General features: G+C 43.0%; 19 protein-coding genes. 10 read left to right on the top strand and 9 right to left on the bottom strand.

The window, feature by feature from the left end; all coding sequences use genetic code 11:
- Positions 1 to 24 precede the first annotated feature (24 nt).
- Positions 25 to 855, bottom strand: a complete 831-nt coding sequence (locus ACMFL8_RS12500; RefSeq protein ID WP_413191167.1) for a Cof-type HAD-IIB family hydrolase — start codon at positions 853 to 855, stop codon at positions 25 to 27.
- 291 nt (positions 856 to 1,146) lie between these two features.
- Here ACMFL8_RS12500 and ACMFL8_RS12495 point away from each other — a divergent pair, with 291 nt between their 5' ends.
- Positions 1,147 to 1,653: a hypothetical protein gene (locus ACMFL8_RS12495; protein ID WP_413191166.1), complete on the top strand. Its 507-nt coding sequence runs from the start codon at positions 1,147 to 1,149 to the stop codon at positions 1,651 to 1,653.
- A gap of 293 nt (positions 1,654 to 1,946) precedes the next feature.
- Complete coding sequence (locus ACMFL8_RS12490) at positions 1,947 to 2,426, top strand: BLUF domain-containing protein (RefSeq protein WP_194619528.1); 480 nt, start codon at positions 1,947 to 1,949, stop codon at positions 2,424 to 2,426.
- A gap of 98 nt (positions 2,427 to 2,524) precedes the next feature.
- Here ACMFL8_RS12490 and ACMFL8_RS12485 read toward each other — a convergent pair whose 3' ends face one another.
- Positions 2,525 to 3,571 (bottom strand): TIR domain-containing protein, encoded by a 1,047-nt coding sequence (locus ACMFL8_RS12485; protein ID WP_194619526.1) that lies wholly within the window; start codon positions 3,569 to 3,571, stop codon positions 2,525 to 2,527.
- Between the two features lie 68 nt (positions 3,572 to 3,639).
- A complete protein-coding gene (gene parC, locus ACMFL8_RS12480; protein ID WP_413191165.1) occupies positions 3,640 to 5,946 on the bottom strand; it encodes a DNA topoisomerase IV subunit A in 2,307 nt (768 codons plus the stop codon).
- A gap of 350 nt (positions 5,947 to 6,296) precedes the next feature.
- On the opposite strand from parC, the gene ACMFL8_RS12475 reads away from it, so the two are divergent.
- The 6 genes from ACMFL8_RS12475 (at position 6,297) to ACMFL8_RS12450 (ending at position 15,482) form a co-directional block, all read left to right on the top strand.
- Positions 6,297 to 8,099: a vWA domain-containing protein gene (locus ACMFL8_RS12475; protein WP_413191164.1), complete on the top strand. Its 1,803-nt coding sequence runs from the start codon at positions 6,297 to 6,299 to the stop codon at positions 8,097 to 8,099.
- 360 nt (positions 8,100 to 8,459) lie between these two features.
- Entirely contained in the window at positions 8,460 to 10,187 is a 1,728-nt protein-coding gene (locus tag ACMFL8_RS12470) for an AMP-binding protein (RefSeq protein ID WP_201591871.1), read from the top strand.
- A gap of 738 nt (positions 10,188 to 10,925) precedes the next feature.
- Positions 10,926 to 12,710 carry an AMP-binding protein gene (locus ACMFL8_RS12465; protein ID WP_413191163.1) on the top strand — a complete coding sequence of 595 codons (1,785 nt, stop codon included), beginning with the start codon at positions 10,926 to 10,928 and terminating at the stop codon, positions 12,708 to 12,710.
- A 259-nt stretch (positions 12,711 to 12,969) separates the two neighbouring features.
- Positions 12,970 to 13,686, top strand: coding sequence for a ribonuclease PH (gene rph, locus ACMFL8_RS12460; protein WP_025652276.1), 717 nt, complete (start codon positions 12,970 to 12,972; stop codon positions 13,684 to 13,686).
- Positions 13,687 to 13,849: 163 nt separating this feature from the next.
- Complete coding sequence (locus ACMFL8_RS12455) at positions 13,850 to 14,341, top strand: hypothetical protein (protein ID WP_201591880.1); 492 nt, start codon at positions 13,850 to 13,852, stop codon at positions 14,339 to 14,341.
- A 304-nt stretch (positions 14,342 to 14,645) separates the two neighbouring features.
- Positions 14,646 to 15,482 (top strand): hypothetical protein, encoded by an 837-nt coding sequence (locus ACMFL8_RS12450; RefSeq protein ID WP_413191162.1) that lies wholly within the window; start codon positions 14,646 to 14,648, stop codon positions 15,480 to 15,482.
- A gap of 152 nt (positions 15,483 to 15,634) precedes the next feature.
- Here the strand turns inward: ACMFL8_RS12450 and hemJ are convergent, their stop codons facing one another.
- The 6 genes from hemJ to serB form a co-directional block, all read right to left on the bottom strand.
- Entirely contained in the window at positions 15,635 to 16,069 is a 435-nt protein-coding gene (gene hemJ / locus ACMFL8_RS12445; RefSeq protein WP_413191161.1) for a protoporphyrinogen oxidase HemJ, read from the bottom strand.
- Between the two features lie 76 nt (positions 16,070 to 16,145).
- Positions 16,146 to 17,216: a biotin synthase BioB gene (gene bioB, locus ACMFL8_RS12440; protein WP_189585824.1), complete on the bottom strand. Its 1,071-nt coding sequence runs from the start codon at positions 17,214 to 17,216 to the stop codon at positions 16,146 to 16,148.
- A gap of 335 nt (positions 17,217 to 17,551) precedes the next feature.
- Positions 17,552 to 18,058 carry an SCP2 sterol-binding domain-containing protein gene (locus ACMFL8_RS12435; RefSeq protein ID WP_413191160.1) on the bottom strand — a complete coding sequence of 169 codons (507 nt, stop codon included), beginning with the start codon at positions 18,056 to 18,058 and terminating at the stop codon, positions 17,552 to 17,554.
- 240 nt (positions 18,059 to 18,298) lie between these two features.
- Entirely contained in the window at positions 18,299 to 18,700 is a 402-nt protein-coding gene (gene aciT, locus ACMFL8_RS12430; RefSeq protein ID WP_413191159.1) for an AciT family ciprofloxacin tolerance protein, read from the bottom strand.
- A gap of 238 nt (positions 18,701 to 18,938) precedes the next feature.
- Entirely contained in the window at positions 18,939 to 19,928 is a 990-nt protein-coding gene (locus ACMFL8_RS12425; protein ID WP_413191158.1) for a DUF368 domain-containing protein, read from the bottom strand.
- A gap of 492 nt (positions 19,929 to 20,420) precedes the next feature.
- On the bottom strand, positions 20,421 to 21,611 hold the full coding sequence (gene serB / locus ACMFL8_RS12420; protein ID WP_413191157.1) for a phosphoserine phosphatase SerB: 1,191 nt from the start codon (positions 21,609 to 21,611) through the stop codon (positions 20,421 to 20,423).
- Between the two features lie 565 nt (positions 21,612 to 22,176).
- Between serB and ACMFL8_RS12415 the strand changes: the two genes are divergently transcribed.
- Positions 22,177 to 23,742 (top strand): hypothetical protein, encoded by a 1,566-nt coding sequence (locus tag ACMFL8_RS12415; protein WP_413191156.1) that lies wholly within the window; start codon positions 22,177 to 22,179, stop codon positions 23,740 to 23,742.
- Between the two features lie 194 nt (positions 23,743 to 23,936).
- Positions 23,937 to 24,170 (top strand): PA3496 family putative envelope integrity protein, encoded by a 234-nt coding sequence (locus tag ACMFL8_RS12410; protein WP_010201674.1) that lies wholly within the window; start codon positions 23,937 to 23,939, stop codon positions 24,168 to 24,170.
- Positions 24,171 to 24,222: the final 52 nt, after the last annotated feature.

Here is a 24,222-nt window from a genome sequence, read left to right as displayed (position 1 = left end):
GTTATCGCACGCTACGGTCTATTTTTATAATGCTACATGCAATCGATCAAGCACCGCTTGTATGCCGTACTCTTCAATCGTCCCAGTGACAAAGTCTGCACGCGCAATCAATTCTTGCTTTGCATCACCCATCGCTACCGCATAGCCGACCAAGTCAAACATCTCTAAATCATTCATTCCATCGCCGAACGCCATACACTCACTGGCATCTACCGCATAATATTTGCACACATCTTTGATACCTCGTGCTTTAGACGCATCGGCTGGGAGTATGTCTGCACCAATCTGATGCCAGTGCACCAGTTTTAAATCATACTGCGCAAAATCGACGTCTTGCATTTTTTCTTGTTGATTATTAAAAAATACCGAGCACTGATAGACAGTGTTTAACTTGTAATACTCAGGGTCAACGATAGAGTTGGGTGTGACAGCATTGAACTCGCGCAAACGGTCATTTTCACCTGACCATGCGATATGGGTTGCCGAGTCAAACTTATGAATCAAATCACTCTGCTGGCACAAGCGCACTATTTTATCTGTTTGTTCAGCGGACAACGGATAGTGGCTAATTCGACCGCCTTTATCAAAGCTATACTGTCCATTCATACAAATAATGGCATCTAAGACATCAGCTTCGAGCAAGGCTAAAATATCTGCTGGCAATATCGCTTTGGAGCGTCCCGTTGAAATCACCAGCTTAATACCAGTACCTGCAAGCTGCTCAAGGGTCGCTTTGTTGTGTTCGGCAATGATGCCATTGCGGCTCAAAGTATCATCGATGTCAAAAAAGATGATTTTAGGTGTCGAGATTTTAGTGGTCATACTTTCTTTGGCAATCTTATCTTCGATAAACATGATGATCCTATTATTTTTAGTCGTTTCAATACCAATGATTTAGATACTACTACAACACACCCAAAGAGATAAATAACTATCGAGTAACCTGTGATGCTGAAAATTTGGCTACTGATGCAGTATTTGCTTTGCTGGTGGTGCGATCGATTAATACTTATTCGAAGGATTAACAAAAATCCTAAACGATATTATTAACTTAACAGTGTTGATTTATTATAAGGTTATATTTAATTATCAAAATTAATTTATAAGATGAGATGGACTGTTTTCATTAGTGCATCAGCTACAAGTATGAAATTCTTTACCTTAAAATCGGTTACTGCTTTGGCAACATTGGCACTATCTGCCAATGCTTTTGCGATGGATGTTAAGTTTAGTGATGCCGCTTGGGATGGTAAAAAAATACCTGAAGGGCAGCAGTGTTTAAACTATGATGGCAAAAGTCCAGCCACGCCAAACATGACCATCTCAAACATTCCGGCAGGCGCAGATAGCTTGGTTTTCGTTTACAACGATGTGAGCAATAAACGTATGCAAAATGGTGGACATGGCATTGTGGAATTTGCTCTACCAGAAGGTGCTACGAGCATAGAAGTACCACGAGTATTTGGTCATACTTATGAGGTGCCAGTAGGGATTGAGATGGTCGCAGAATACCGTAGCCGTAAAGGCGAGGTGGGTGGTGCATATAAACCGCCTTGCTCAGGTGGCAAAAACCATCTATATACGGTAGATGTGCAGGCATGGCAAGGCGATAGTGTACTTGCTGAGACAACGGTTGAGATGGGTCGCTATTGATGCTTTACGTTACAAGATAGTTTATATTTTGGGCTTAAATTGCGGCTGATAGGCAAATACAGATTAGACTTTTGAACGATTAGAATAATACTATTACACTGATTTTGACAACTTTTGTAGTACTATTTTACTGTGATAAATGCTGCGTACTATCCCGTTAAAATTTTTATGCTATAACGCTAAAAATCATAATAGCTGATAAAAAATCGGTCAAAATCCAAAAATTTTATTGATTATATTTTATAATAAAGTGTATCTTAGTTTAGGTAAGCATTTTATAAATAAGGTTTCTTATGCATACAACGACAAGCCATACTCCAGAAAGCAAAAAAAGAAGTGGCGAGCATATTCTTATCAAAATGACATATATCGCCAAAAATGTCGACCTAGATTCGGGGATCGAGCTGACTCGTGCACTTGAGTATTGGCGCAGATATTTTGAAGAAAACGATATCGTTTCAGCTTTAGTTATTAGTGAAGGTTATTTCGTTCAAAGTTTTCAAGGGACAAGGCCTGCTATCAATACTGCCTTAGAAAAGATACTTGACGAGCATTCAGCCATTTTTCCTAATATTGTTAATATAGAGGAAATTGAATCGCGTCAATGGAATGGGTTTTTAGTCAAACATCTTACGTCAAGTGCTGAAGATGAAGAGTATGCCCTAAAAAGCTTCTCAGCAGGTTCTGACTATAATCCCTATCTAATGACAAGTACTCAGATTGAAAGCTTTTTGACAGCAGTTTTTGAAGATACCAAATCCAACAAACTTTAGATGAGTTCTCTATTATAACTAGCGTAAAAAAGCCGTCTATACATTGTGTAGGCGGCTTTTCTAGTAGGAAGAGATCGATTTGATAAAAACCAAAGGTTTTAAATTTTCAACTTGAAAACTATATCACCCTTTGGTATTTCCAAATAACTTATTGCTGTTAAAGCATGAGGAGTGACGCTCATAAAATTTATTGTAAAATTCTCACTATCCCAGTGGAAATCAATATTGTTTTCATTAACCGCGTTAATGTAATCTAATAGAAAATCTTGGTCCTCTTTTGCGTATTTATCAATTTTATTTGTTAGCCATTCTATTAAACATTTGAACTCAATAAAATCTTCTAGTCGCAAGGTTCTTTCTGGGTTTAAAGCAAAATGTTTGTGACTTAAGTAATGATTTGGATGAGCTCCACCCGAATATTCACTTATGCCAGTCGATACTGATAAAAATTCTGGTGAATGTATAACTATCGAATTACCAATTTCAATATAAGCATGTTCCATCTGAGGAGATGAGTTTAAACCATACTTTTTTTCATCATTTCGGAAAGTATCAATAAGATCATAAATCTCTCTTTCAATAAATGAGTTTATGTAGTTTGAATCAAAAAATGGATTATCTCTACATATGTAATAGTCAATATGGCAGTCATAAGGTGTGCTGATTTTAAGATCAAAACCTTCTGCTTTTTTCACGCAGTCATCAAATAAAATATCAGACTTGTCAATTAAAGTTAGATATTTTTCCCTTTGAAAATTCAACGAATCCAATAGGTTTCTTCTAAAATCTACTTGGCTAGTTTTCATGTACTGGTATTTAGATAAGCTTCTTGGGACCTCACATTCATCTATTAATACGGGTAATATATAAATATCATCTGAAAGCTTTTCTTCAGAATATCTATCCATACGTTTGATTTCTCTCTGAATATACCCTCTTTTATTGGTCGCTACTTTCGATAGAAGAATAACAACAAAGTCTGACTCTCGAAGGGCTTGCTCAATTTCGTAATCCCATTGCATCCCTACCTTTAATGCTTTGAAATCTAACCAAGGCTCATAATGATTAGATTTTAGGAAGTCATAGATAGATTCAGCATCATCTGTATCTTCGGAAGCGTGACTGATGAAAACTTTACGATACATTAAACATTCCTTAATTTGCCTAAAATCATGAATTTTTAATCTAGCTTACCCGAACTTAAAACCCAAAACTACCCAACCTCAACACTCGTCACATTCTGAAAGCCTCTTGGCAACTGACCACCACGATTACCACGTACACCCGTATAATTAGCCAAGTCATTTGGCTTGAGTGTCACATGACGTTTGCCAGCAGTAATAATAAGGCTGTCTTGCTGACTGAGTGGCGTGATAGTAAGCACCTCTTCGCCATCTTTCAACTTGATAAGTTTGTTGCCTTTGCCGCGAGCTTGCTCAGGTAAATCATCGAGAGCAAATATCAATAAATATCCTGCATTGGTTGCGACGGCGATATGGTCAGGCGCTACGCGTGTATTGCTATTCTCACCGTCAGCATTAGTAGTCGCATCTACTGGAGCATCAATACGTGCGACAGGAAGCAATCGGCTATCAGTGGCTAGGTTAATGACATTTTTCCCTGCCTTTTGATTGCTATCTAGATTACCGACGGTATTGATAAAACCATAACCTGCGGAGCTGGCAAGGATGATGCGTTGATCGTCAGCACCCGTTAATAGCTGCTCAAAGCTAGCACCTGCTGGTGGCTTTAACACGCTGGTCAGTGGGTCGCCTTGACCACGAGCCGAGGCGAGATTGTGCGCATCGATACTGTAGCTGCGTCCAGTGCTGTCGAGCACGTAGATTCGCTCATTGGATTTGCCGCGCACGTGCGCTTGATAGCTGTCACCTGAGCGATAACTCATGCCAGCGGCATCGACGTCATGACCTTTGGCAGCGCGAATCCAGCCAGCTTTCGATAGGATAGCGGTGACAGGTTCACTCGGTACGAGATCAGACTCTTTTAATGCTTGTGCTTCTTCACGTTCTGCCAATGGTGACACACGTTCGTTGCCGTGTTCTTTCATATCAGCAGTGAGCTCATCGATCATCAGATTGGTCAGACTGTCTGGATTGTCTAGATACTCTTGAATAATGGCACGTTCGGCAGCCAGCTCATCTTGCTCACGGCGCAGCTCAATCTCTTCTAGTTTTGCCAGCTGACGCAGACGAATATCCAAGATAGCATTTGCTTGAATATCAGTTAGATCGTAGTCCTGCATTAAGGTTGCTTTTGGATCGTCTTCTTCACGAATGATGCGAATCACTTCATCAATATTAAGATAAGCAATCAGCAAGCCTGCCAAAATATGTAAGCGTTTATCGATTTTATCGAGGCGATATTGTAAGCGGCGCGTAACCACTGAGCGGCGACAGATTAGCCACTCATCAAGGATTTCTTTTAGGTTTTTGACCTGTGGTTTACCGTTTAGGCCAATCATATTCATATTGACACGATAATTGCTTTCTAGATCCGTACTGGCAAACAGATGACTCATGACGCGATCGACATCGACCCGTGTTGATTTTAGCTCAAGCACGATACGGCAGGCATTTTCGTGATCTGACTCATCATGAATATCAGTAATCCACGGCAGCTTTTTATCGGTCATGAGCTTAGCGATTTGCTCTTGGATTTTATTACCCGATACTTGGTAAGGGAGGGCATCGATGATGACGAGGTTTTTCTCTTTAGGGTCGACATGGAACGTCGCACGCATCTTATAGCTGCCACGACCAGTCTCGTACATCGCTTGCAAATCTTTTTTACTGGTAATGATTTCAGCTGGCGTTGGCAAATCTGGCGCTGGTATCGACTGGGTAAGCTGCTTAACTGACAGTTCTGGGTTTTTTAATAGACGAATCGCTGCGCGTACCACTTCATTCAGGTTATGCGGTGGGATATCCGTCGCCATACCGACCGCGATACCTGTTGTACCGTTCAATAGTATGTTAGGTAGGCGGGCAGGTAGGGTTGTTGGCTCTTGCATCGTGCCATCGAAATTGTCTTGCCAATCGACTGTGCCTTGACCTAACTCTGCGAGCAAAGTATTGGCATAAGCAGACATTTTGGCTTCGGTATAACGCATCGCCGCAAATGATTTTGGATCATCTGGGCTACCCCAGTTACCTTGACCCGTGATGAGCGGATAGCGATAACTAAACGGCTGCGCCATCAGTACCATCGCCTCATAGCAAGCGCTGTCACCATGCGGATGGTATTTACCCAACACATCACCGACCGTACGCGCCGATTTTTTGGCCTTGGCAGTCGATTTTAGCCCCAGCTCGCTCATGGCGTAGACGATGCGGCGCTGTACTGGCTTTAGGCCATCAGCGATGTTTGGCAGCGCCCGATCCATGATGACGTACATGGCATAGTTGAGATAGGCTTGCTCAGTGAACTCTGCGACTGAGCGAGTATCCATCGGTTCATTGGGTATGATTGGGGTAATTGTATTATCAATAACATCAGACATAAAATAGGATTCACTTATCAGTTTTAATAGGTATAGATAATTGGTGCAAGCGTACAAATAGGATAGTGCTATCGTAAAGGAAATTGGCAGAATTAAAAAGGCATAAGTCAGAATAGACGACAGGTCGTGACGCGCTTATATTTTGCTTTTATAGAACCTTCTTATGATGTTCTGATACATAGCTTTTATGGATTAAGTTGAGTATAGTAAATCTAATATTTGTTTTCTATATTATTAATAAGTGCTCCAATATTCGAGCGTGTTTATCTTATGTCATTCATCTATCATTGGCGTAATGTGTCGATACGAACACGCTGCCATTGACCTATTTGCAATAAGGAATATCTGCTATGTCATCTGACTATCTGTCAAAAATGCTTACACCTGCCGTTATTGAAAACAGAACCAAACCCATAGGCAAAAATTTCACTAAAAATGCACTGTTAATTAGTGTTGTAGCCAGTCTAGGATTGACAGCCTGTAGTTCCTCACAAATGAGTAAATCTGTGCCAGCCGAGACAAGCAGCACCGTGGAACAAGATGCAGCGGTGATGTCAGAATCTGTCATGGCGTCACCCATTGCCATAAACTTGGCTAGCGGACAACAGATGATGATACGTTCTGCACCCCAGACAAGTGTCATACGTCCGTCACCGAGCATCATAGTCACGCCAGAGACGAAAGACAACTATCAAAAAAACGAGGCGAATCCTGTACATCGGACTACGGACATGGCGATATCGACCTTATCTATCGATACGGATACGGGCAGCTACGCCAATGTGCGCCGCTACCTAAATGAAGGACAGTTACCACCCGTCGATGCTGTACGAGTAGAGGAGATGATTAACTATTTTAACTATAAATTTGATGATGGCAAACGCCTTGGCAACGCACCATTTGTGGTCGCAACGGAAGTGGTTGATTCGCCGTGGGATAGAGCAGATCAAGGTAATAAAATTGTCAAGGTTGGCATCAAAGCTGTTGATAGTAGTTGGTCACAAAAAACTGATAAGCAGTCCATGCCACCTGCCAATCTCGTATTCTTAGTAGATGTCTCAGGCTCTATGTCGTCACGCGATAAGCTGCCATTGGCGCAGTCGTCGCTTAAACTATTGACGGAACAAATGCGCGCTCAAGATAGCATCAGTATCGTCACGTATTCGGGCAGTACCAGCGTGGCATTGCCTGCGACCAGTGGTGACCAAAAAGCGAAAATACTGGCTGCGATTGAAAGCTTAAGCGCGGCAGGCTCAACCAATGGAGAAGATGCACTTAAACTGGCTTACAGACAAGCTGAGCAGGCGCTAAAAAAGAACGGCATCAATCGAATTATGATGTTAACAGATGGCGATTTTAATGTCGGTATCAGTGATGTCGATGAGATGTTGGATTTGGTTAAAGCCAATCGCGATCGTGGTATCTCTTTGTCTACGGTTGGCTTTGGTCGCGGTAATCTCAATGACCATATGATGGAACAGATGGCGGACAACGGCAATGGTAATTACAGCTATATTGACAGTCTAACTGAAGCAAAAAAAGTTTTTGGTGATGAATTAGCCGCGACATTTAACACCGTCGCTAAAGACGTAAAAGTCCAAGTTGAGTTTAATCCTGATGTGGTGAGTGAGTGGCGTTTGATCGGTTATGAAAATCGCGTACTGGCTGAAGAAGACTTCAATAATGACAAAATTGATGCAGGGGAGCTCGGGGCAGGCAAGGCAGTTATCGCCTTGTTTGAAGTGACACCAAAAGGTCAAAAAGGGTTATATAGCGACCGACGTTATGGAGAAAACAGTGCTAAAGAGATAAATACCAATACCAAAAAAGGTCAAAAAAATAATGAGCTTGGTTATCTAAAAATCCGTTATAAAGCGCCTACAGGCGGTAGCTCTAAACTGATTAGTCAACCGATTAACAACACCAGTCATGCTTTGGATAAAGCCAATATTGACACCCAGTTTGCCGTGGCGGTAGCGGGCTTTGGTCAACGTTTAACCCAAAGTGAATATATTAATAATTGGCAATACAGTGATAGCACAAAGCTTGCAAAAAGCAGTATCGCAGATAAACCAAGCAGTGACACAGATGGCACGCGCCGTAACTTTGTGACGTTGACCGAGCTTGGTAGTGCGCTTGACGGCAAGCGCTAATGAAACGCATATCAGACTATAGTAACTGATATAAACGGATAATTGTTTAGTAGTGAAAACTGGTGGATATGGCTATTATTTTATAGATAGGCTATTGATATAAATAGTAATATACTACGTCAAGGTGCTTTACGAACTCAGGTAGCAATCTTTTGTATTGAGTAGTTTGTACAAAGTGTGTATGTTAAAGAACAAAGGGCTATTTACTGCTACATTGTTTACTCATCACCATACGTCGACGTCGTCAGCCTTGCCACCCTGAAGAGGGTTCGCTTGCGCTCCGATGTTTCGTATGTTTATCACTCTGTGATTGGTATGGGTGGACGATAACGCATTATTATTACTAGGAGAGATAAGATTATGGAAAATCAAGGTAACCTCATTCGTCGTAATGACAAGGTATGGGTCAAAACTTACGAAAAACTTGGTATTCAGTACAATATTGACATGCCAGCTGCCAACACCTCTTTAATTGACGTACTTGAGCAGAACTTCATCAACCACGCAGGCAAAACTGCGTTCGTATGTATGGATGTTAAGCTCTCTTACGAAGATTTAGACTGCTATAGCAAACAAATTGCTGCCTATCTACAGTCACTTGGGCTAAAAAAAGGCGATAAAGTCGCGGTCATGATGCCAAACATTTTGCAGTTACCCGTTTCTGTATTGGGTGTACTTCGCGCTGGCATGACCTTGGTCAACGTTAATCCGCTTTATACCACCAAGGAGCTTGAGCATCAGTTAGAAGATTCTGATACCAAAGCTTTGATTCTTTTAGAGAACTTTGCCAAAACCTATGAAGATATTGGCAAGGACTTGGTTGATCATGTGGTCGTAGCGTCCATGGGTGATTTGATGAGCCCATTAAAGGGTCTGATCGTTAATACCGTTGTGCGTCATGTCAAAAAAATGGTGCCTGATTATCATATTAGAGGCAGCGTTAAGTTCAAAAAAGCCCTACATCGCTTCCCAGCCAAAAGCTATAAACGCCCTAATAATATCGGTCTCGACGACGTCGCGGTACTTCAGTACACGGGTGGTACTACGGGCGTGGCAAAAGGTGCGATGCTGACCCATGGTAACTTGGTGGCCAACCTGATTCAAAGCGATACGTATCTAGGTGATGCTTTTGATAAGTTCGATGGTAGTAATGAGCAGCCAGTCATTATGACTGCTCTGCCGCTATATCATATTTTCTCATTTACTGTGTGTGGCATGTTTGGCCTATACCGTGGTTGTATCGGTCTGCTCGTGCCAAACCCACGCGATGGTGCTAGCTTGATCAAAGCTTATAAAGACTATCCACCAGCATTTTTCCCTGCGGTTAATACCCTGTTTAATGCCCTGGCCAACAGCGAAGTTTTCCAAGCGCTAGATCATAGCAAGCTTGAGATGTCTATGGGCGGCGGCATGGCAGTATTGAAAGACACGGCCGAAAAATGGCAGAAGATTACTGGTAATGTAATTGTACAAGGCTATGGTTTGTCAGAAACCTCTCCTGTTGCCTCAGCAAATCCGCATGGTACAGGGGAGTTCTCCGGTAACATTGGTTTGCCAATGCCTATGACTGATATGGCTATCTTGGATGAAGAAGGCAATGAAGTGGCCCTTGGTGAGCGTGGCGAGATTTGTGTTCGCGGCCCGCAGGTTATGAAAGGTTATTGGAAGCGTGAAGATGCGACGGCGGAAGTCATGACTTCAGACGGTTATTTCCGTACTGGTGATATCGGTGTGATGGATGAAGAAGGTTACTTTAAAATTGTCGATCGCAAAAAAGACATGATTTTGGTGTCTGGCTTTAACGTCTATCCAAACGAAGTTGAAGACGCCATGTCAACGCATCCAAAGATTTTGGAATGTGGTGTTATCGGTGTTGATGATGAGAAGAGCGGTGAAGTACCGAAGATTTACGTGGTACGTAGTGACAACAGCCTGACAGCCGAAGAAGTCATCGCTTATGGTAAAGAAAACCTAACTGGTTACAAACGTCCTCGCCATGTTGCATTTATTGATGAGCTACCAAAATCTAACGTTGGTAAAATCCTACGTAAAGATTTACGAGTTCTTGAAGAAAAAAACCACGGTTAGATAATCAATAGTTAATGCTAGACAGTTTGTTATCAGCTGCCTTTTATTGGAGCTGATAATAACTATCGTGGTATAAAATTTCGTGATGACCAAAAATGATAAGGCCGGTTTTATACTGCCTTATCATTTTTGTTTGTTTCTACCAGAGTGTTTTGCCAGTATTCATAGAGAATGGTTAGGGCGTGTCTTCAATTCACTTGATAGTCATTTAAATGGGCTAAATATATAGTCTGTGAAAAGTAATATCGATACATCACGCACTGCTGATATCAATTTGTTTTGCTTGCTGTGCCTGTGTAGAGAGAGGCTACAAAAAATTAATATCAGCAGTATCATCGTGTTTTTGGGGTATTTTGACTATAGCTAAACCTTGCCAAAAATCGTCAAATAGCTGGTTAATATCCCGATATCATTTGCGCTATTTTCCTTGTTTGACGGCAATTTATCTCATTTTTATCACCATTTTTAAAATGAAGACACGCCCTAGCAGAACTGCTATAGTGCCTGCCGATATATTTTCTTATTTAGCGATAGAATTGTATGAGTTTGGCGCTATAGAGCTGGCATGATTATCGTCGTAAAAACGTATTAGCGGTTTAACTTTTTAGCCTAGTTTGTAGTAGGCTTAGTGATGAATGTCAGGATTGTTCATTTATTGGAATACATAAACAATCCTGACGTTCAGGATATTTTCATCAAATTATTCTATCTTTTTAACGGTAATATTTAGGGGAAGTTATGACGGACAATATCAATAAAGAGACAACAAACGACAGCGCGGCTAAAGATGCTCAGTCAACAATTGAGACCAACACCTTTCCTACGATGCCGACGATAGCTAGTGACCGTCCTTGGCTGAATGCTTACGAGCGCTACAATATCGATGCGACTATCGATATGCCAGATGACAGTACCTCTTTACTTGAAGTGTTCGAACGCAACTTTAGCCGGTATGGACAAAAACCTGCCTATATCTGTATGGGCGCCTCTATTAGCTTTAAGCAATTAGACCTATACAGTCGCCAGATAGCCAGTTACTTACAGTCGTTAGGACTGGTCAAAGGCGACGAAGTAGGGGCGATGATGCCCAATATTTTGCAATATCCTATTGTGATGCTAGGCATCATTCGGGCAGGTATGGTGTTGGTCAATGTCAATCCGTTGTATACCAGCCGCGAATTGTCACACCAGTTGCATGACAGTGGTGCCAAAGCATTGTTTATCGTCGAAAACTTTGCCAAGACTTACGAAGAGGCAGAAGACAAAGGTCAGGTCAAGCACGTCATTGTCTGTAAGCTCGGTGATATGCTCGGCACGGTGAAAGGAACTGTGGTCAACCTCGTCGCTCGCCATGTCAAAAAAATGATTCCGTCTTATAGTTTGCCAGAGAGCACCAGCTTTAAGCATGCGCTAAATGCGGTCTCAGCTAGCGAGTATAAGCGCCCTGACATGAATCTAAGCGATGTGGCGTTGTTGCAGTATACTGGCGGCACGACCGGTGTTGCTAAAGGCGCGATGTTGTCTCATGGCAACTTAATAGCCAATATGCTACAGATTAGTGCGCTCATGGACAGCGCTTTTGAAGATGATATCGAAGCTACTGATGTTCTTTTGACGGCGCTACCGCTATACCATGTGTTCTCATTTATGGTTTGTGGGATGTATAGCATGTACCAAGGTTGTGCTGGTTTACTTATTCCAAATCCACGTGATCTTGACGGCTTGATCAAAGAGATGGGTAAATACAAACCTGCTTTTATCCCTGCGGTAAATACCTTGTTTAATGGCTTGGTACATAAAGACAGCTTTGCCGACCTAGATTTCTCTAACTTAAAAGCCTCGATTGGCGGTGGTATGTCGGTATTGCCAAGTGTGGCAAAAGAGTGGCATAAAATCACTGGTTTACCTATCGTCGAAGGTTATGGTTTGTCTGAGACATCCCCTGTGGTTGCTTTTAACCCGATGACCATCGCTGAATTTACGGGTAAAATTGGTATTCCGGCTTCTAGCACCGATGTGATACTGATTGATGATGATGAAAATGAAGTCGCCTTAGGCGATCGTGGTGAAATCTGTGTCAAAGGCCCGCAGGTGATGATTGGTTATCAAAATCGTCCAGAAGAAACCGCCGAGAGTTTTACTGTCAACGGTTACTTAAAAACGGGTGATATTGGTATCATGGACGAAAAAGGCTTTATAAAAATTGTTGATCGCAAAAAAGACATGATTTTGGTCTCTGGCTTTAACGTCTATCCAAACGAAATCGAAGAAGCCATGAGCGAGCATCCAGGTGTGGTAGAGTGCGGTGCTATTGGTATTCCGAACGATGATCGTGGCGAAGAACCAAAAATATTTGTGGTCAAAAAAGGCGATGTGACTGAGCAGGAGTTGCTTGATTTTGGCAAAAAGCAGTTGACTGGTTACAAACGTCCGCGTCACGTGCAGTTCGTTGACGAATTACCAAAATCAAACGTGGGTAAAATCCTCCGTAAAGAATTGCGTAAGATGGAAGGTTTAGAATAAAGTAAGCGCCACATTTAATGGCAACAACGGCGTAATAGCTTGAGTGAATCTTGCTATTGCGCCGTCGCCACGTTAGGATGTCGTAATATTTAGGTCTGCTAAGGCATCCAGTTATCCTTTATTTCGGAGTTTCAATATGTTGGAATGCAAGAGTTTCGGAACTTGAGTGTTTCGCTAAATAAGTACTGGCTACTACCCAAATAATGACAGACCCCTTATCTTATGACATTGCTTTTAAAACATCGTACTAGGAATTTTTATGCGTATTGACAATCGTGAGCTTGACCAACTTCGCTCGATCAGCTTTGAGCGCCATTATACTAAGCATGCTGAAGGGTCTGTATTAGTCAGCTTTGGCGATACCAAAGTACTCTGCACAGCCAGTGTTGAATCAGGTGTACCGCGTTGGCTCAAAGGTAAGGGTAAGGGCTGGATCACGGCAGAATACGGTATGTTGCCACGAGCGACCAATACCCGTAATCAACGCGAAGCGGCACGTGGTAAGCAGTCAGGTCGCACGCAAGAAATTCAACGTCTCATCGGTCGTAGCTTGCGTGCCATGATTGACTTAAGCAAGCTGGGCGAAAACACCATTTATCTTGATTGTGATGTGTTGCAAGCAGATGGTGGTACTCGTACCGCTAGTGTGACTGGCGCAGCTATCGCGCTCATCGATGCGTTAGAAAGTATCCAAAAAACCAAAAAGCTGAAAGCCGATCCATTGATTGGCTTGGTCGCTGCGGTTTCTGTTGGTATGAAAGATGGCAAAGCGTATCTAGATTTAAATTACGAAGAAGACGCCAGCTGTGATACGGACTTGAATGTGGTGATGACTCAGAAAGGTGAGTTCATTGAACTACAAGGTACGGCAGAAGAAAAGCCATTCACCCGTGCGCAAGCAGACGATATGTTGATACTGGCAGAAAAAGGCATTGCAGAGCTTATTGCGATGCAAAAAACAGCGTTAGGCTGGTAATTCACTGTTAATGTCTAAGATAATTACATATTTTTTTGATGCTATCGTTAATCTTTGATAGTTAAGTGTCTTTTGACAGATAGTTGTTTCCCAAAACATATGGTTGTCTTTTAAAAGATAATTGTCTCTCAAAAAACAGTGGTTCTGCAACAGGTAGTAACGCATGCTCAAGCTGACTGATGATGGTGCCAAAATCACTCTGCAGGCTCAACCGCAAACGGCTGATAATGGTCTGTTTTGGTTTGGGTCAGCATTGCTTATTGGTGCAGTTGCAGTGGCCATGGCCATGAGTTTACTCTCTGAGCGCTTAGCTATTGGTGCGCTTGCCTTGCTTATTATCGGGAGCTTTATTTTTAATAAGCAACGCCAACAACGCAAAAAGGCCATGAGTGGCGTTATTAATAACGGCATTTTATGGGTGCGAGCTGGCGAGCTGGTGCATGACAATAATGGTAAGCGTGAGCACATCCATTTGACCGATAGTGATGACGTCAAGCTTATCGGCGAACAGCTACAAATTTGCGATAGTGACAATGTACGTAAGTACCATATTAGCGGCTTCGATACTGCCCAAGAAGCAACTGCTGCCAAAGCTATTTTGCAAGGTCAAGCATTGGGCAAGCGCCATGTGAATATCAAGATGAGCAGCGATTAGCGTCTTTACTAGGGCGTGTCCTCATTTTAAAAATGAGGACACGCCCTAGCCTTATAATTGTGAGCTTATACTTTTCTAAAAAATTTCTATCCTACCCCTGTATTATTCGTACTTACATTTTTATTGCTTGTCTAAACCCCTTTGTTTCTACTACCATTAGTCTGTCTTTTTATACCTTTTATCGTCAATGAAAAAGGAATAATGCTTGCAGATGCACGCTTAAATAGTTTATAAATAGGATTGGAAATCCAACCCCTATTATTGTTAATGCTATCATTGCGATGCTATTGACAAGGAGCTAGTCATGTCGCGTTTGCCAGTGTCTATGTCGTCGGTCACAACGTCATGTAGTATGTCGTGCAGTCTATTATTACTCACTGTCGGTATGGTAGGTAAAGCCCATGCAGATAGTATGAGCGCGCTTATTGCACAAAAATCCGTCCAGCCTGAGTACAGTGCCCGTTATACACCAACGCATGCTGCGGTACCTGCTGCCAAAGTGAGTACACGCTCTACGATTCAACGTGCTGGCAGCTATCGATCAAGCCCTGTCAATGTTCGACCAACTAGTACTCCCTCTTATTCAACCACCACTTATTCCAATAACAACCCTTACGCGAATCCGCCAGCTGTCAATACTTCTTATCGTTATCCTGACGTACAACGTCAAACACCTAGCGCGCTACCAGCATTTTTATCCGGTAATTATGACAACGTCGATAGTGAGTATTTACCGTTGCTCAGCAATGCTGAGACGCAAAGCAATATGGCAGCGCGTGAGGTGGTGAGTACAGCGCGCAAAATGGCACTGAACGAGCGCTCGATTATTCAAGGCGGCTGTTGGGATTATCTGGATGCGGTATTTAAACGAGCAGGGGTGACGCGCGATACGGTGCATAAAGGGACTTATGGTCAAGGTCCGTACGCCAATAGTGGCGAGATTGAAGTCGGGGATTGGCTCTACTATATCAATCATGGCTATAACGGTGTCGAGCACAGTGGATTATTTGTAGGCTGGGTCGATGAGCGTGCCAAGCAAGCATTGATATTGAGCTACGCTGGAGAAAACCGCCGCGAACCTGCTCGTTATCGGGTTTATGATTTGAGCAATGTTTATCAAATCATGCGCCCTAGTGTTTAAGCTCTAATGTTTGACAGCAAGTCATAAAATACGATTGGCTATGTCAAATGCCTTTGGTATATTAGGATAATAAAAAAGCGTCCGTCACTGATAAAGTGGCGGACGCTTTTGATTGGTAAGTATCAATTATTCTTCTGGTTTTGGCGCTAATTTTAGAAAGGTTTTACCACCACTAAAATTACGATAATGACCAAAGCAAATACTGGCACTTCATTAAACCAGCGCCAAAATTTATGCGACTTATAATGTGGATTATCCATCAGTTTTTTACGATAAAAGCCGCATGCGCCATGATAGCCAGACAGTAGTACGACCAGCAAGAGCTTAACGTGTAGCCAACCTTGAGTTTTATACAGATCCCAGCCTAGACCTAACATCCATAGACCAAATACCCATGTCGCTATCATCGATGGTGTCATAATACCGCGATAGAGCTTGCGCTCCATAATGGTAAAGCGCTCTTGGCTAATGCTATCATCGCTCATCGCGTGATAAACGAACAGGCGTGGCAAATAGAAAATCGCCGCAAACCAGCACACCATAGAAATAATGTGTGCTGCTTTAATCCAGTTAAAATAGTCTGCCATCTAGGTTTCTCTTACTCAGCTTTGATTGTCTACTGCTAGTTGGTTATACGGTAAAGTGGAATGTGTTCATCAGGCCTTAATCAGCCATCACGACTTGTGTTTGATGACCGTTCATCGCATCCATCACAGGCAATACTCTAGGCGCTCTTGGTGCGGCAAACTGCTTTGTTAGGCCAAGCTCACGCATGAGTCTGTCATCGCCTGATTGACTGGCGTTTCCGGTCGTCAATAACTTGTCGCCATAAAAGAACGAGTTAGCACCCGCCATAAAGGCCAAGGCTTGCTCAGAGTCAGATAGGCTTTCGCGACCAGCCGACAGGCGCACATAGCTGGTTGGGCAGCAAATACGCGCCACGGCAATGGTACGAATCCACTCAAGTACAGGCAGCTGACCTTCTGCTAATACCTTATCGCCAATTGGGGTGCCTTTAATGGGCACTAATAGATTGACCGGAATCGACTCTGGCGCTTTGGGCATTTTTAGCAGCTCGTGTACCCAGTCGATGCGATCGTCACGGCTTTCACCCATACCAACGATGTTGCCGCTACAGACATTGATACCTGAGTTGCGCACGTTATTGATAGTATCTAAGCGCTCGTCATAGCTGCGCGTACTGACAACTTGCTCATAGTAGCGGCGCGAGGTATCCAAATTATGATTGTAATAATCCAATCCTGCATCCGCCAATTGCGTTGCTTGATTGGTATCAAGCATACCAAGCGTCATACAGGTCTCAAGACCTAACGCTTTTACTTCTTTGACCAGTTCAACCACATAGGGCATGTCTTTGGCGCTAGGATGTTTCCACGCCGCACCCATACAGAAGCGTGACGAGCCACTGGCTTTGGCACGTTTAGCAGCGGCAATGACCTTATCGACTTCTATGCGTTTCTCTGCTTGCAGGTTGGTGGTATCGCGATGATGACCTGATTGCGAGCAATAGCCACAGTCTTCTGGGCAGTTACCTGTTTTAATAGACAGTAAGGTGCTGATTTGCACTTCATTCGCTTTAAAATGTTGACGGTGAATGGTTTGTGCTTGTAATAATAAATCCATCAAAGGCAAATCAAAGAGCTGAGAAATTTGTTCACGGCTGTGTTTGCTGGTCACGTTTTGGTCTGTTTTAATCGCGTCTGTGGCTAGCATCGCCAATAAGTCATTGGTTGTATCGGCTTGATTGTTAAGTGTGTCAGTTTGGCTGTCGGCGTTAGGTTCTGAGATACTAAGCAGTCCTGCCATAATATAAGTCCTTTTATAACGGTATTAAAAATATGGATATTTGCGTCTTTTATTGTTTTAAAATATTTAATGGTTCTAAAACAATAAAAAAGGCTGCGATATAGTATACCGCAACCTTTTTAGAAAGTCAGAACGCGACTAGATAGTATCTAAAATGGCTACAATTAAGCACATTAGAAACATCTTAGAGGCACATCAATAGTCATTGCTGGCTATTCATTTATTTAACTGTTTATGTCTGACTATTTACCCAATTTATGCTTAGCAACACCAACCCAATGCTCAGCAAATTTCTGTGCTTTATAGGCATAAGGTTTGGCTTTATCAAGATAAGGCTTACACTCTTCTGGAATGGCTGGCACGATGTGTTTGGCAAGCTTGTTGAACCACATCATTAGACTGTAATCACCCTCGATGCTCAGGTTGCCTTCTTGTACTGCTGTCATAAAAGCAGGCAGACTGCCTTGGGTCAAAAGCTTAACGCCAGTCATAGAGTCTTTGAAATTGATAGTTAGATCCGCTTCTTTTGCATGACCGCTATGTTGGCTAAACTGTCCATTATCAAAGCTAAAAGAACGGGCAATATCAGATTCAGTACTGGCAAATTCAATCGTGACTTTGCGATCAGCAAATAGTGCTTTGATGTCTTCATTGTCGCTATCAGCTAGCATAGACAAACGATAACCAACCACGGCCAATAACGCATCTAATGGGTCAGATTTGATATCTAATACAGGAATAGTAAACATAGTGGAACTCCTAAAGGGTGGGGCATAAAAATAAAGCGTACTTTATACCAGTTTTTATGATAAATATATAATTAGATTATAAACTATTGAGTGGTATCAATTCTTTAGGAGTTAAGTAGAGCGTGTTAAGTATCTTGTAACATTGGTCGTTTAAGGTTGACCGATTGCTTGGAATCTGTGTTTTTGATTACTTGATTTTTGATTATCTACTTTCTGATTGATGGCTTTCTGTTTAGCTGTCTAATGAAAACGCGGCTGATAATCGTCGTCGTAGACAGGTGTGTGCTCGACATAGCGAGCCGCTTCCAACTCGCGCTGCTGACTGACCGACTGACTCACATCATCGTAGCGTAATGCTCGATACAGCACCCAGACCGCCAAAGGTAGCCAGCTTATTCCAATAGCGATGACGTAGCTGTGCCATTCTGAAAGCTCTGATAGTGTAGGGCGACCTGACAAGATATTTTGGATAACTTCGACGCTCAGCCAGTAGACCATACCGCCAAACAGATATAGTAAGAGCCAACGATGCGATGAGAGAGCAAGTGTCACGACCACACCTGCTAGCACCCCATAACCAAGCCATGCCGCGCTGCTCCACGCATCAACACCGATAAAAGAAAAAATAGTCAGTAACATCATTCATCTCGCTATTCATAAGGTGAATTCCAATGAGTCTATTATGAAAGGTTATTGAACAAAGCTGAAGAGGGCGTATGCGACTTTGCGACAACCGTTGACGTTTGGTTTTTTGAATGATTTTGACCATTTAGCGTAGGGAGTTGCTAGAAAAAGCGCCGTAAGAATGGGCGCTTTTTATTGGGAACGAGGAGAAGGTTTTGTTAATTCTAGATGAGATTAATACAAGCTTGAGGCAGGGCTAAGCTCGATTGGTACGGTTGCCCCACCAAGACAATAGCGACACCAAAATAGCACCGAGTAGCATAAGTCCGACTGTGCTTAACCAGTGCGCGCCAGTAGGATATTGCCATGGCATGACATTGGTGATCGCCTCGCTATTTAGAGAACCTAAGGCGTCGACTTTCCACGGCCAGACTTTAACCAAAGATCCGGCGATAAAGCCTGTGAGCAAGGCTAATGTAGCTTGATAATAGCGAGACAATAACCATTTAAGCGCACGAGTAAATAATAACAATCCCGTTGCCATACCCGCCATAACAGTAAAAATGACGGTGAAATCATGAGTATGGACAGCCTCCAATACCGTATCATACGCTCCCATCAACAGTAAGATAAACGATCCTGAAATACCCGGTAAAATCATCGCACAAATAGCAATGGCTCCGGCAAAAAACAGATAAGGTAAGCTTGGAGTGGTGGTCAGTAAAGGCAAGCTACTGATAGTAACAGCTGTTACTATCCCAATGATAAACAGTATTGCTCGCCCTATGTTCCAGCGCTTAATTTCGCTTAATAAAATAAATACGGTTGCGACGACCAGCCCAAAAAAGAATGACCAAATCAATAATGGCTCATTGTCCAGTAGATGCTTGATCATACCAGCCAAGGTCAAAAAACTGGTGGCAATACCGAGTAGCAGACATAATAAAAAAGTGGCATCCACTTGTCGCCAAACTGCAACTAGACCTTTGATGCCACCTTCTTGGCGGAATATCTGCCACAGATGGGGGCCAATGCTACTAAGTGCATTAATCAGGCGCTCGTAAATACCTGCAATCAATGCAATAGTACCGCCAGAGACACCAGGCACGATATCAGCCGCGCCCATGGCCATACCTTTGAAGTAAACGCCTAATAGCTGTTTTGGACTGTCAGTAGTAGTCACACTGGTATCTAATGGTTGCGGCACTGACGACTCGCTTGGTTTGGGTGATTGGGGTGCCGTCATGGACAGTCCTTGAGTGATTTGAGATGAGCGTTGAAGGTGAGTGCCAATACTTAGATTAAAGTCATGAGTTAGACTAAAGTCATGCTCAGGCAGTAAGGTTCAAATGGTTTTATTAAAATAGCGCCATAGTCAGTGGCAACAAAATATAAAAACTATAACTATAAAAGCCAGATTAGGGTCTGTTGAATATTCAAATGTGGAACTGGCAGTGGCTATTTTTTAGACAATACGCAGTGAAATTTTTGACGCCTAGTTATTCTAGGTTAGACAATTTCTCCATGTATTGGCAAAAAATAGCCCTGCCCTGAAAGGCTGATACTAAAATCACCCCAAACGTTGTTGTAAACCTAGCTAAGGTCTCGACATTATCGTCGGTTTACGCCTAGTTTGGGACGATTTTAGCGATCAGCAGTCCTAATATTTGAATGTTCAACAGACCCTAATGACAAAGACATTAACCTAGCTTTTTATAGTGTGTCCAGCATTTAGACATTACTCAGTAGGAGCAAGTGCGGGATAGCCAAGCACGTAGAGCACGCCTTCTAGACCAGTCACATTAATTGCTGCATCAGCACGTGCTTGCACAATAGGCTTAGCATGATACGCGACCCCCAAGTCAGCAATCGCCATCATCGGCAAATCATTGGCACCGTCACCGATACAGACCACTTGTGACATCTCGATACCCAAACGCTCAGCAGTATGTTCGACAATAGCGGCTTTTTTGGCACCATTAACGATGGGTAATTGTACATGACCAGTGACTTCACCTTCGTCGATGTCTAATGCATTGGCATGGACTTCATCAATACCCAATTGCTCAGCGATATAACGGGCAAAATAAGTAAAGCCGCCAGACACCAATACCGTATGATAGCCCAAGGCTTTTAGTGCGCTGATGGTAGTGCGAGCGCCTACAGATAGCGTTAAGCGGCTGCATATATCATCGAGCACATCCGTTGAGATGCCTTTTAATAACGCCACACGCTGAGCGAATGACTCATCAAAATCAATCTCACCGCGCATGGCCGCCTCAGTGATGGCTTCGACTTCTTCACCAATTCCCGCTGTTTTTGCCAGTTCTACGATGACTTCTTGTTCAATCAACGTTGAGTCCATATCAAAGCAGGCAAGCTTGTGGGTACGCAGCATATGACCGACAGATAAAATATGGCAATCAACGACATTTAAGTCGTCCGCAATATCCGCGCTGTGCGTGTTTTTATATTGCTCGGTCAAGTCATGACGCAAGCGCGTGGTCAATTGATCATCGATGATATGAGCCGCCGCTGTCTTCTTGCCAGGGTGCATGAGAGTGTCGGTTACTGGCACCAGTAGATAGCGGAATACTTGCGCCTGTGTAAAGGGAAGACGTTGCGCATCTGCTGCCATTGGCTCTGTATCAGAAACCGTGATATTAACAAAGTTTGCATCGGTGTCTTCGGCAACGGTCACCAAATGCCAGCTTGGTTGCTCATCGACCCACGACTGAATATATCGATGAATATCCATTGCTGACACTTGAGTCGGCAGCACTACGATGAGTGCAAAAACAGGCAGCGACTGTAGCGCATCAAAATCTTGCAAATTGGTATCATCAGGTAATAATGCCGCAATAGAGTCGACGGCTTGTTGCCATGCTTTGCTGTCTTTTGGTAACGAATAAGAGGTATTTTTTGGCATGGCTCAATTGTCCCTTGTATGCTCATATAAGATTGGGAATAATAACAGTTTTACTGAGCAGCGCCTATAGATGACGCGCAAAGTATCGCAGGTGTCTGAAATTGCCTGTCAGGGCGCAAAAACTGCTCAAATGCGATAAAGTTATCATGATAAATTTATAAAGCGACTAACGCTATAAGGCTTATTATGGTGATATAGTAGATGAGATAAACTGACCACTTGGTATAGTCATTCCACTATAAAAGTATTACAGCGTTAACCTCGCTTGAAGTATCACATATACATCTACACTCGGTTGCCTTGTACTACTTTTAAATTGAATCGACTATAACGATGTTGTGGCAAAGACAGCAGCGGTGTTAATGATGCAGATTGCGATACTATCATGAGTTAAGTTTAGTCCGATGGGCGAGAGCTATTTGACGTTATCGTGGTTTAAATAATGGTGATTGGTTTCAGTAACGCTCTATCAATATGCACGCATCACAATTTTCTAAAAATTAGCCAAAAAATGAGCAATAGCCTCGTTTTTTAATTTCTCTTCTCCAAAAAAGTTTACCATATCATGACGTATTTAGCGCCGCGGCAAGGGTTGTTTGCCATTATTCTTCTGGTTAGTTTTTGTTTGCAGACTCTATTATTGGTCATCAGTACCGACCAACAGCTGAGCAAAAGTCGTGCGTTAAAAGGCGAGCAGATGGTCGCCCAGCTGATTGATGAGGCAAGGTTGTCTTTAGAAAACAAAGACCGTGTCAGCTTGAGCGTTATTGCCAATCGCTATACCAGCGAGCAAGACGTCACCCGGATACTGATTAAAGACAACAACGACGACATCTTGGTGCCTGTTGGCAATGCGCCAATGCAGCAAGGTGATACCATTCGTCAGATCGCCACCAATGGCGATGCGGTGATTGGCAGTGTATCGTTGACACTAAAAGATATTAGCAAAGGCGAGATTATCGCTATGCAATGGCCGTTTGTCATCGGTACTATGCTGCTGCATTTATTGCTTTGGCTGATTTATGGCTATCTTGCTCGTCCTACTAAAGAGCAAATCAATGCGCTCAGCCGTGATGTCGAAGATTTATATCGCGAGCAATATCGGCAGGTTGATCAACGCAGTGACTATCGTGAGAATGCTCGCGAGAATGCTCGTGGCTATGCTGATGGTGCGAATGGCTCAAATGACAAGCGCTCAGCCGATAACGAGAATGACAATACTAGAAACAGTAGCAATAAAAATGAAGGTCGTAATCTTGATGATAATCAAGGGGCTGGTGAAGCCAGTGATAAAAACACAAATACCCGCAAAATTGACGTCCATAATGAAGTCAATGCCTATCTAAGGGCGCAGCAGAATCAAGAGGCGACGACTGAAGATACTGGTCTTAATGCTGACAATACCTCTGAATATCGTACAGATGATCAGGCCGCCAACGCAACGCAAGACGATGGGCGCAGCAGTGATAATGGCACTCATAAAGTCAATGGCAGTGCCTCTCAGTTATCTACCGCTAAGCTATCTGCCACACGCGCAGTTGACACGGTCAGTGTCCAAATCGTATTTCATGACGAATTTAATATGCTTGAGCGTCTAGCGCCTTCCCAGCGCTTGCCTTACCTTGCGCTATGTACGCAGCTACTCAATCAGGCAATAACCGAGCTACTCAAACAACCGCTGTTGATGGGTGTGAGTGCGATGAATGAACCACGCTTTGACGAAAGCGGTGCCTTTGCGGTGCTCAAAGCGGATAATAGCCATGCCAAAGTCGCGCTAGCAGGCGTAATGCTTGGCAAGCTCTACCTGATGCTCAATAAAATTATTCATGACAAGCATATTGAACTGTCGCGTTTTGCCTTGTCAGCCAAAGCTGGCGTGAGTGATGATGCCCAAGCCGATGCCATGACCCAACTGTTACAAAGCGTGGGCAAAAAAGAGCAGATGTTGATATTGCTGCCTAATGCTGGACTCAAACAAATCAGCAACCATGTTCAAGTACACAGCATCATGCGTCCGACAACTGTCTATGAGCGTGAGTGCGCGATATTTGATGGTGGCAATGACTCGATGATTCAGCGTTTGGCAGATGTCCGTAACGCAGTTCTGATGATTGAAGAAACGGATGAGTAATACGCTTCATCACTATTAATGCTGCCACTTTCTCTACAATTGCCTGCGAGATAGCCTTTACGATTGTTCTTGTGTTTGTTGCTAAATAGGGCATAGTGATAAAAAGGATTGACAATGCCCAGTAGAGACTTTATAAGGCATATATATATTCACGTATTTTTAATACACTTGCCAAAAAATGATAGGAGTTTGTCATGAGTGACGCTGATATTGACGACGATTTTGATGATGATTTTGTCGACGATGATGATGCAAAGATGGTAGAAGAGGCTGAGACTAGTGTGCGTACGCGCCTAAGTAGTCTTGAGAAGCGTCGACTAATCGATAATTTGCTAGAAGAAAAGCGTTTGGCTAAAGAGTTAAAAGACGATCTTGACGATCTAGATAACTTCGATGAAGATGGCGATGATTGGGATGATGATTTTTAGGTTTTAGACTTAAGTTAACGATCCTTTTAGGTCAGCCAAGCAGACGAGACGA

Origin of the sequence: Psychrobacter sp. AT9, from assembly GCF_047272965.1 — a bacterium.
GTDB lineage: Bacteria > Pseudomonadota > Gammaproteobacteria > Pseudomonadales > Moraxellaceae > Psychrobacter > Psychrobacter glaciei.
Note: the sequence above shows the minus strand (reverse complement) of the source record. Positions and strands in the feature narration are given on the sequence as shown.

Coding starts and splice junctions, on each gene's coding strand:
- ACMFL8_RS12470 (WP_201591871.1), top strand. CDS start 8,460: ATGGAAAATCAAGGTAACCTCATTCGTCGTAATGACAAGGTATGGGTC.
- serB (WP_413191157.1), bottom strand. CDS start 21,611: ATGCCAAAAAATACCTCTTATTCGTTACCAAAAGACAGCAAAGCATGG.
- ACMFL8_RS12410 (WP_010201674.1), top strand. CDS start 23,937: ATGAGTGACGCTGATATTGACGACGATTTTGATGATGATTTTGTCGAC.
- parC (WP_413191165.1), bottom strand. CDS start 5,946: ATGTCTGATGTTATTGATAATACAATTACCCCAATCATACCCAATGAA.
- ACMFL8_RS12435 (WP_413191160.1), bottom strand. CDS start 18,058: ATGTTTACTATTCCTGTATTAGATATCAAATCTGACCCATTAGATGCG.
- ACMFL8_RS12475 (WP_413191164.1), top strand. CDS start 6,297: ATGTCATCTGACTATCTGTCAAAAATGCTTACACCTGCCGTTATTGAA.
- ACMFL8_RS12485 (WP_194619526.1), bottom strand. CDS start 3,571: ATGTATCGTAAAGTTTTCATCAGTCACGCTTCCGAAGATACAGATGAT.
- ACMFL8_RS12490 (WP_194619528.1), top strand. CDS start 1,947: ATGCATACAACGACAAGCCATACTCCAGAAAGCAAAAAAAGAAGTGGC.
- bioB (WP_189585824.1), bottom strand. CDS start 17,216: ATGCTAGCCACAGACGCGATTAAAACAGACCAAAACGTGACCAGCAAA.
- ACMFL8_RS12425 (WP_413191158.1), bottom strand. CDS start 19,928: ATGACGGCACCCCAATCACCCAAACCAAGCGAGTCGTCAGTGCCGCAA.
- ACMFL8_RS12415 (WP_413191156.1), top strand. CDS start 22,177: ATGACGTATTTAGCGCCGCGGCAAGGGTTGTTTGCCATTATTCTTCTG.
- ACMFL8_RS12495 (WP_413191166.1), top strand. CDS start 1,147: ATGAAATTCTTTACCTTAAAATCGGTTACTGCTTTGGCAACATTGGCA.
- hemJ (WP_413191161.1), bottom strand. CDS start 16,069: ATGGCAGACTATTTTAACTGGATTAAAGCAGCACACATTATTTCTATG.
- rph (WP_025652276.1), top strand. CDS start 12,970: ATGCGTATTGACAATCGTGAGCTTGACCAACTTCGCTCGATCAGCTTT.
- ACMFL8_RS12500 (WP_413191167.1), bottom strand. CDS start 855: ATGTTTATCGAAGATAAGATTGCCAAAGAAAGTATGACCACTAAAATC.
- ACMFL8_RS12455 (WP_201591880.1), top strand. CDS start 13,850: ATGCTCAAGCTGACTGATGATGGTGCCAAAATCACTCTGCAGGCTCAA.
- aciT (WP_413191159.1), bottom strand. CDS start 18,700: ATGATGTTACTGACTATTTTTTCTTTTATCGGTGTTGATGCGTGGAGC.
- ACMFL8_RS12465 (WP_413191163.1), top strand. CDS start 10,926: ATGACGGACAATATCAATAAAGAGACAACAAACGACAGCGCGGCTAAA.
- ACMFL8_RS12450 (WP_413191162.1), top strand. CDS start 14,646: ATGTCGCGTTTGCCAGTGTCTATGTCGTCGGTCACAACGTCATGTAGT.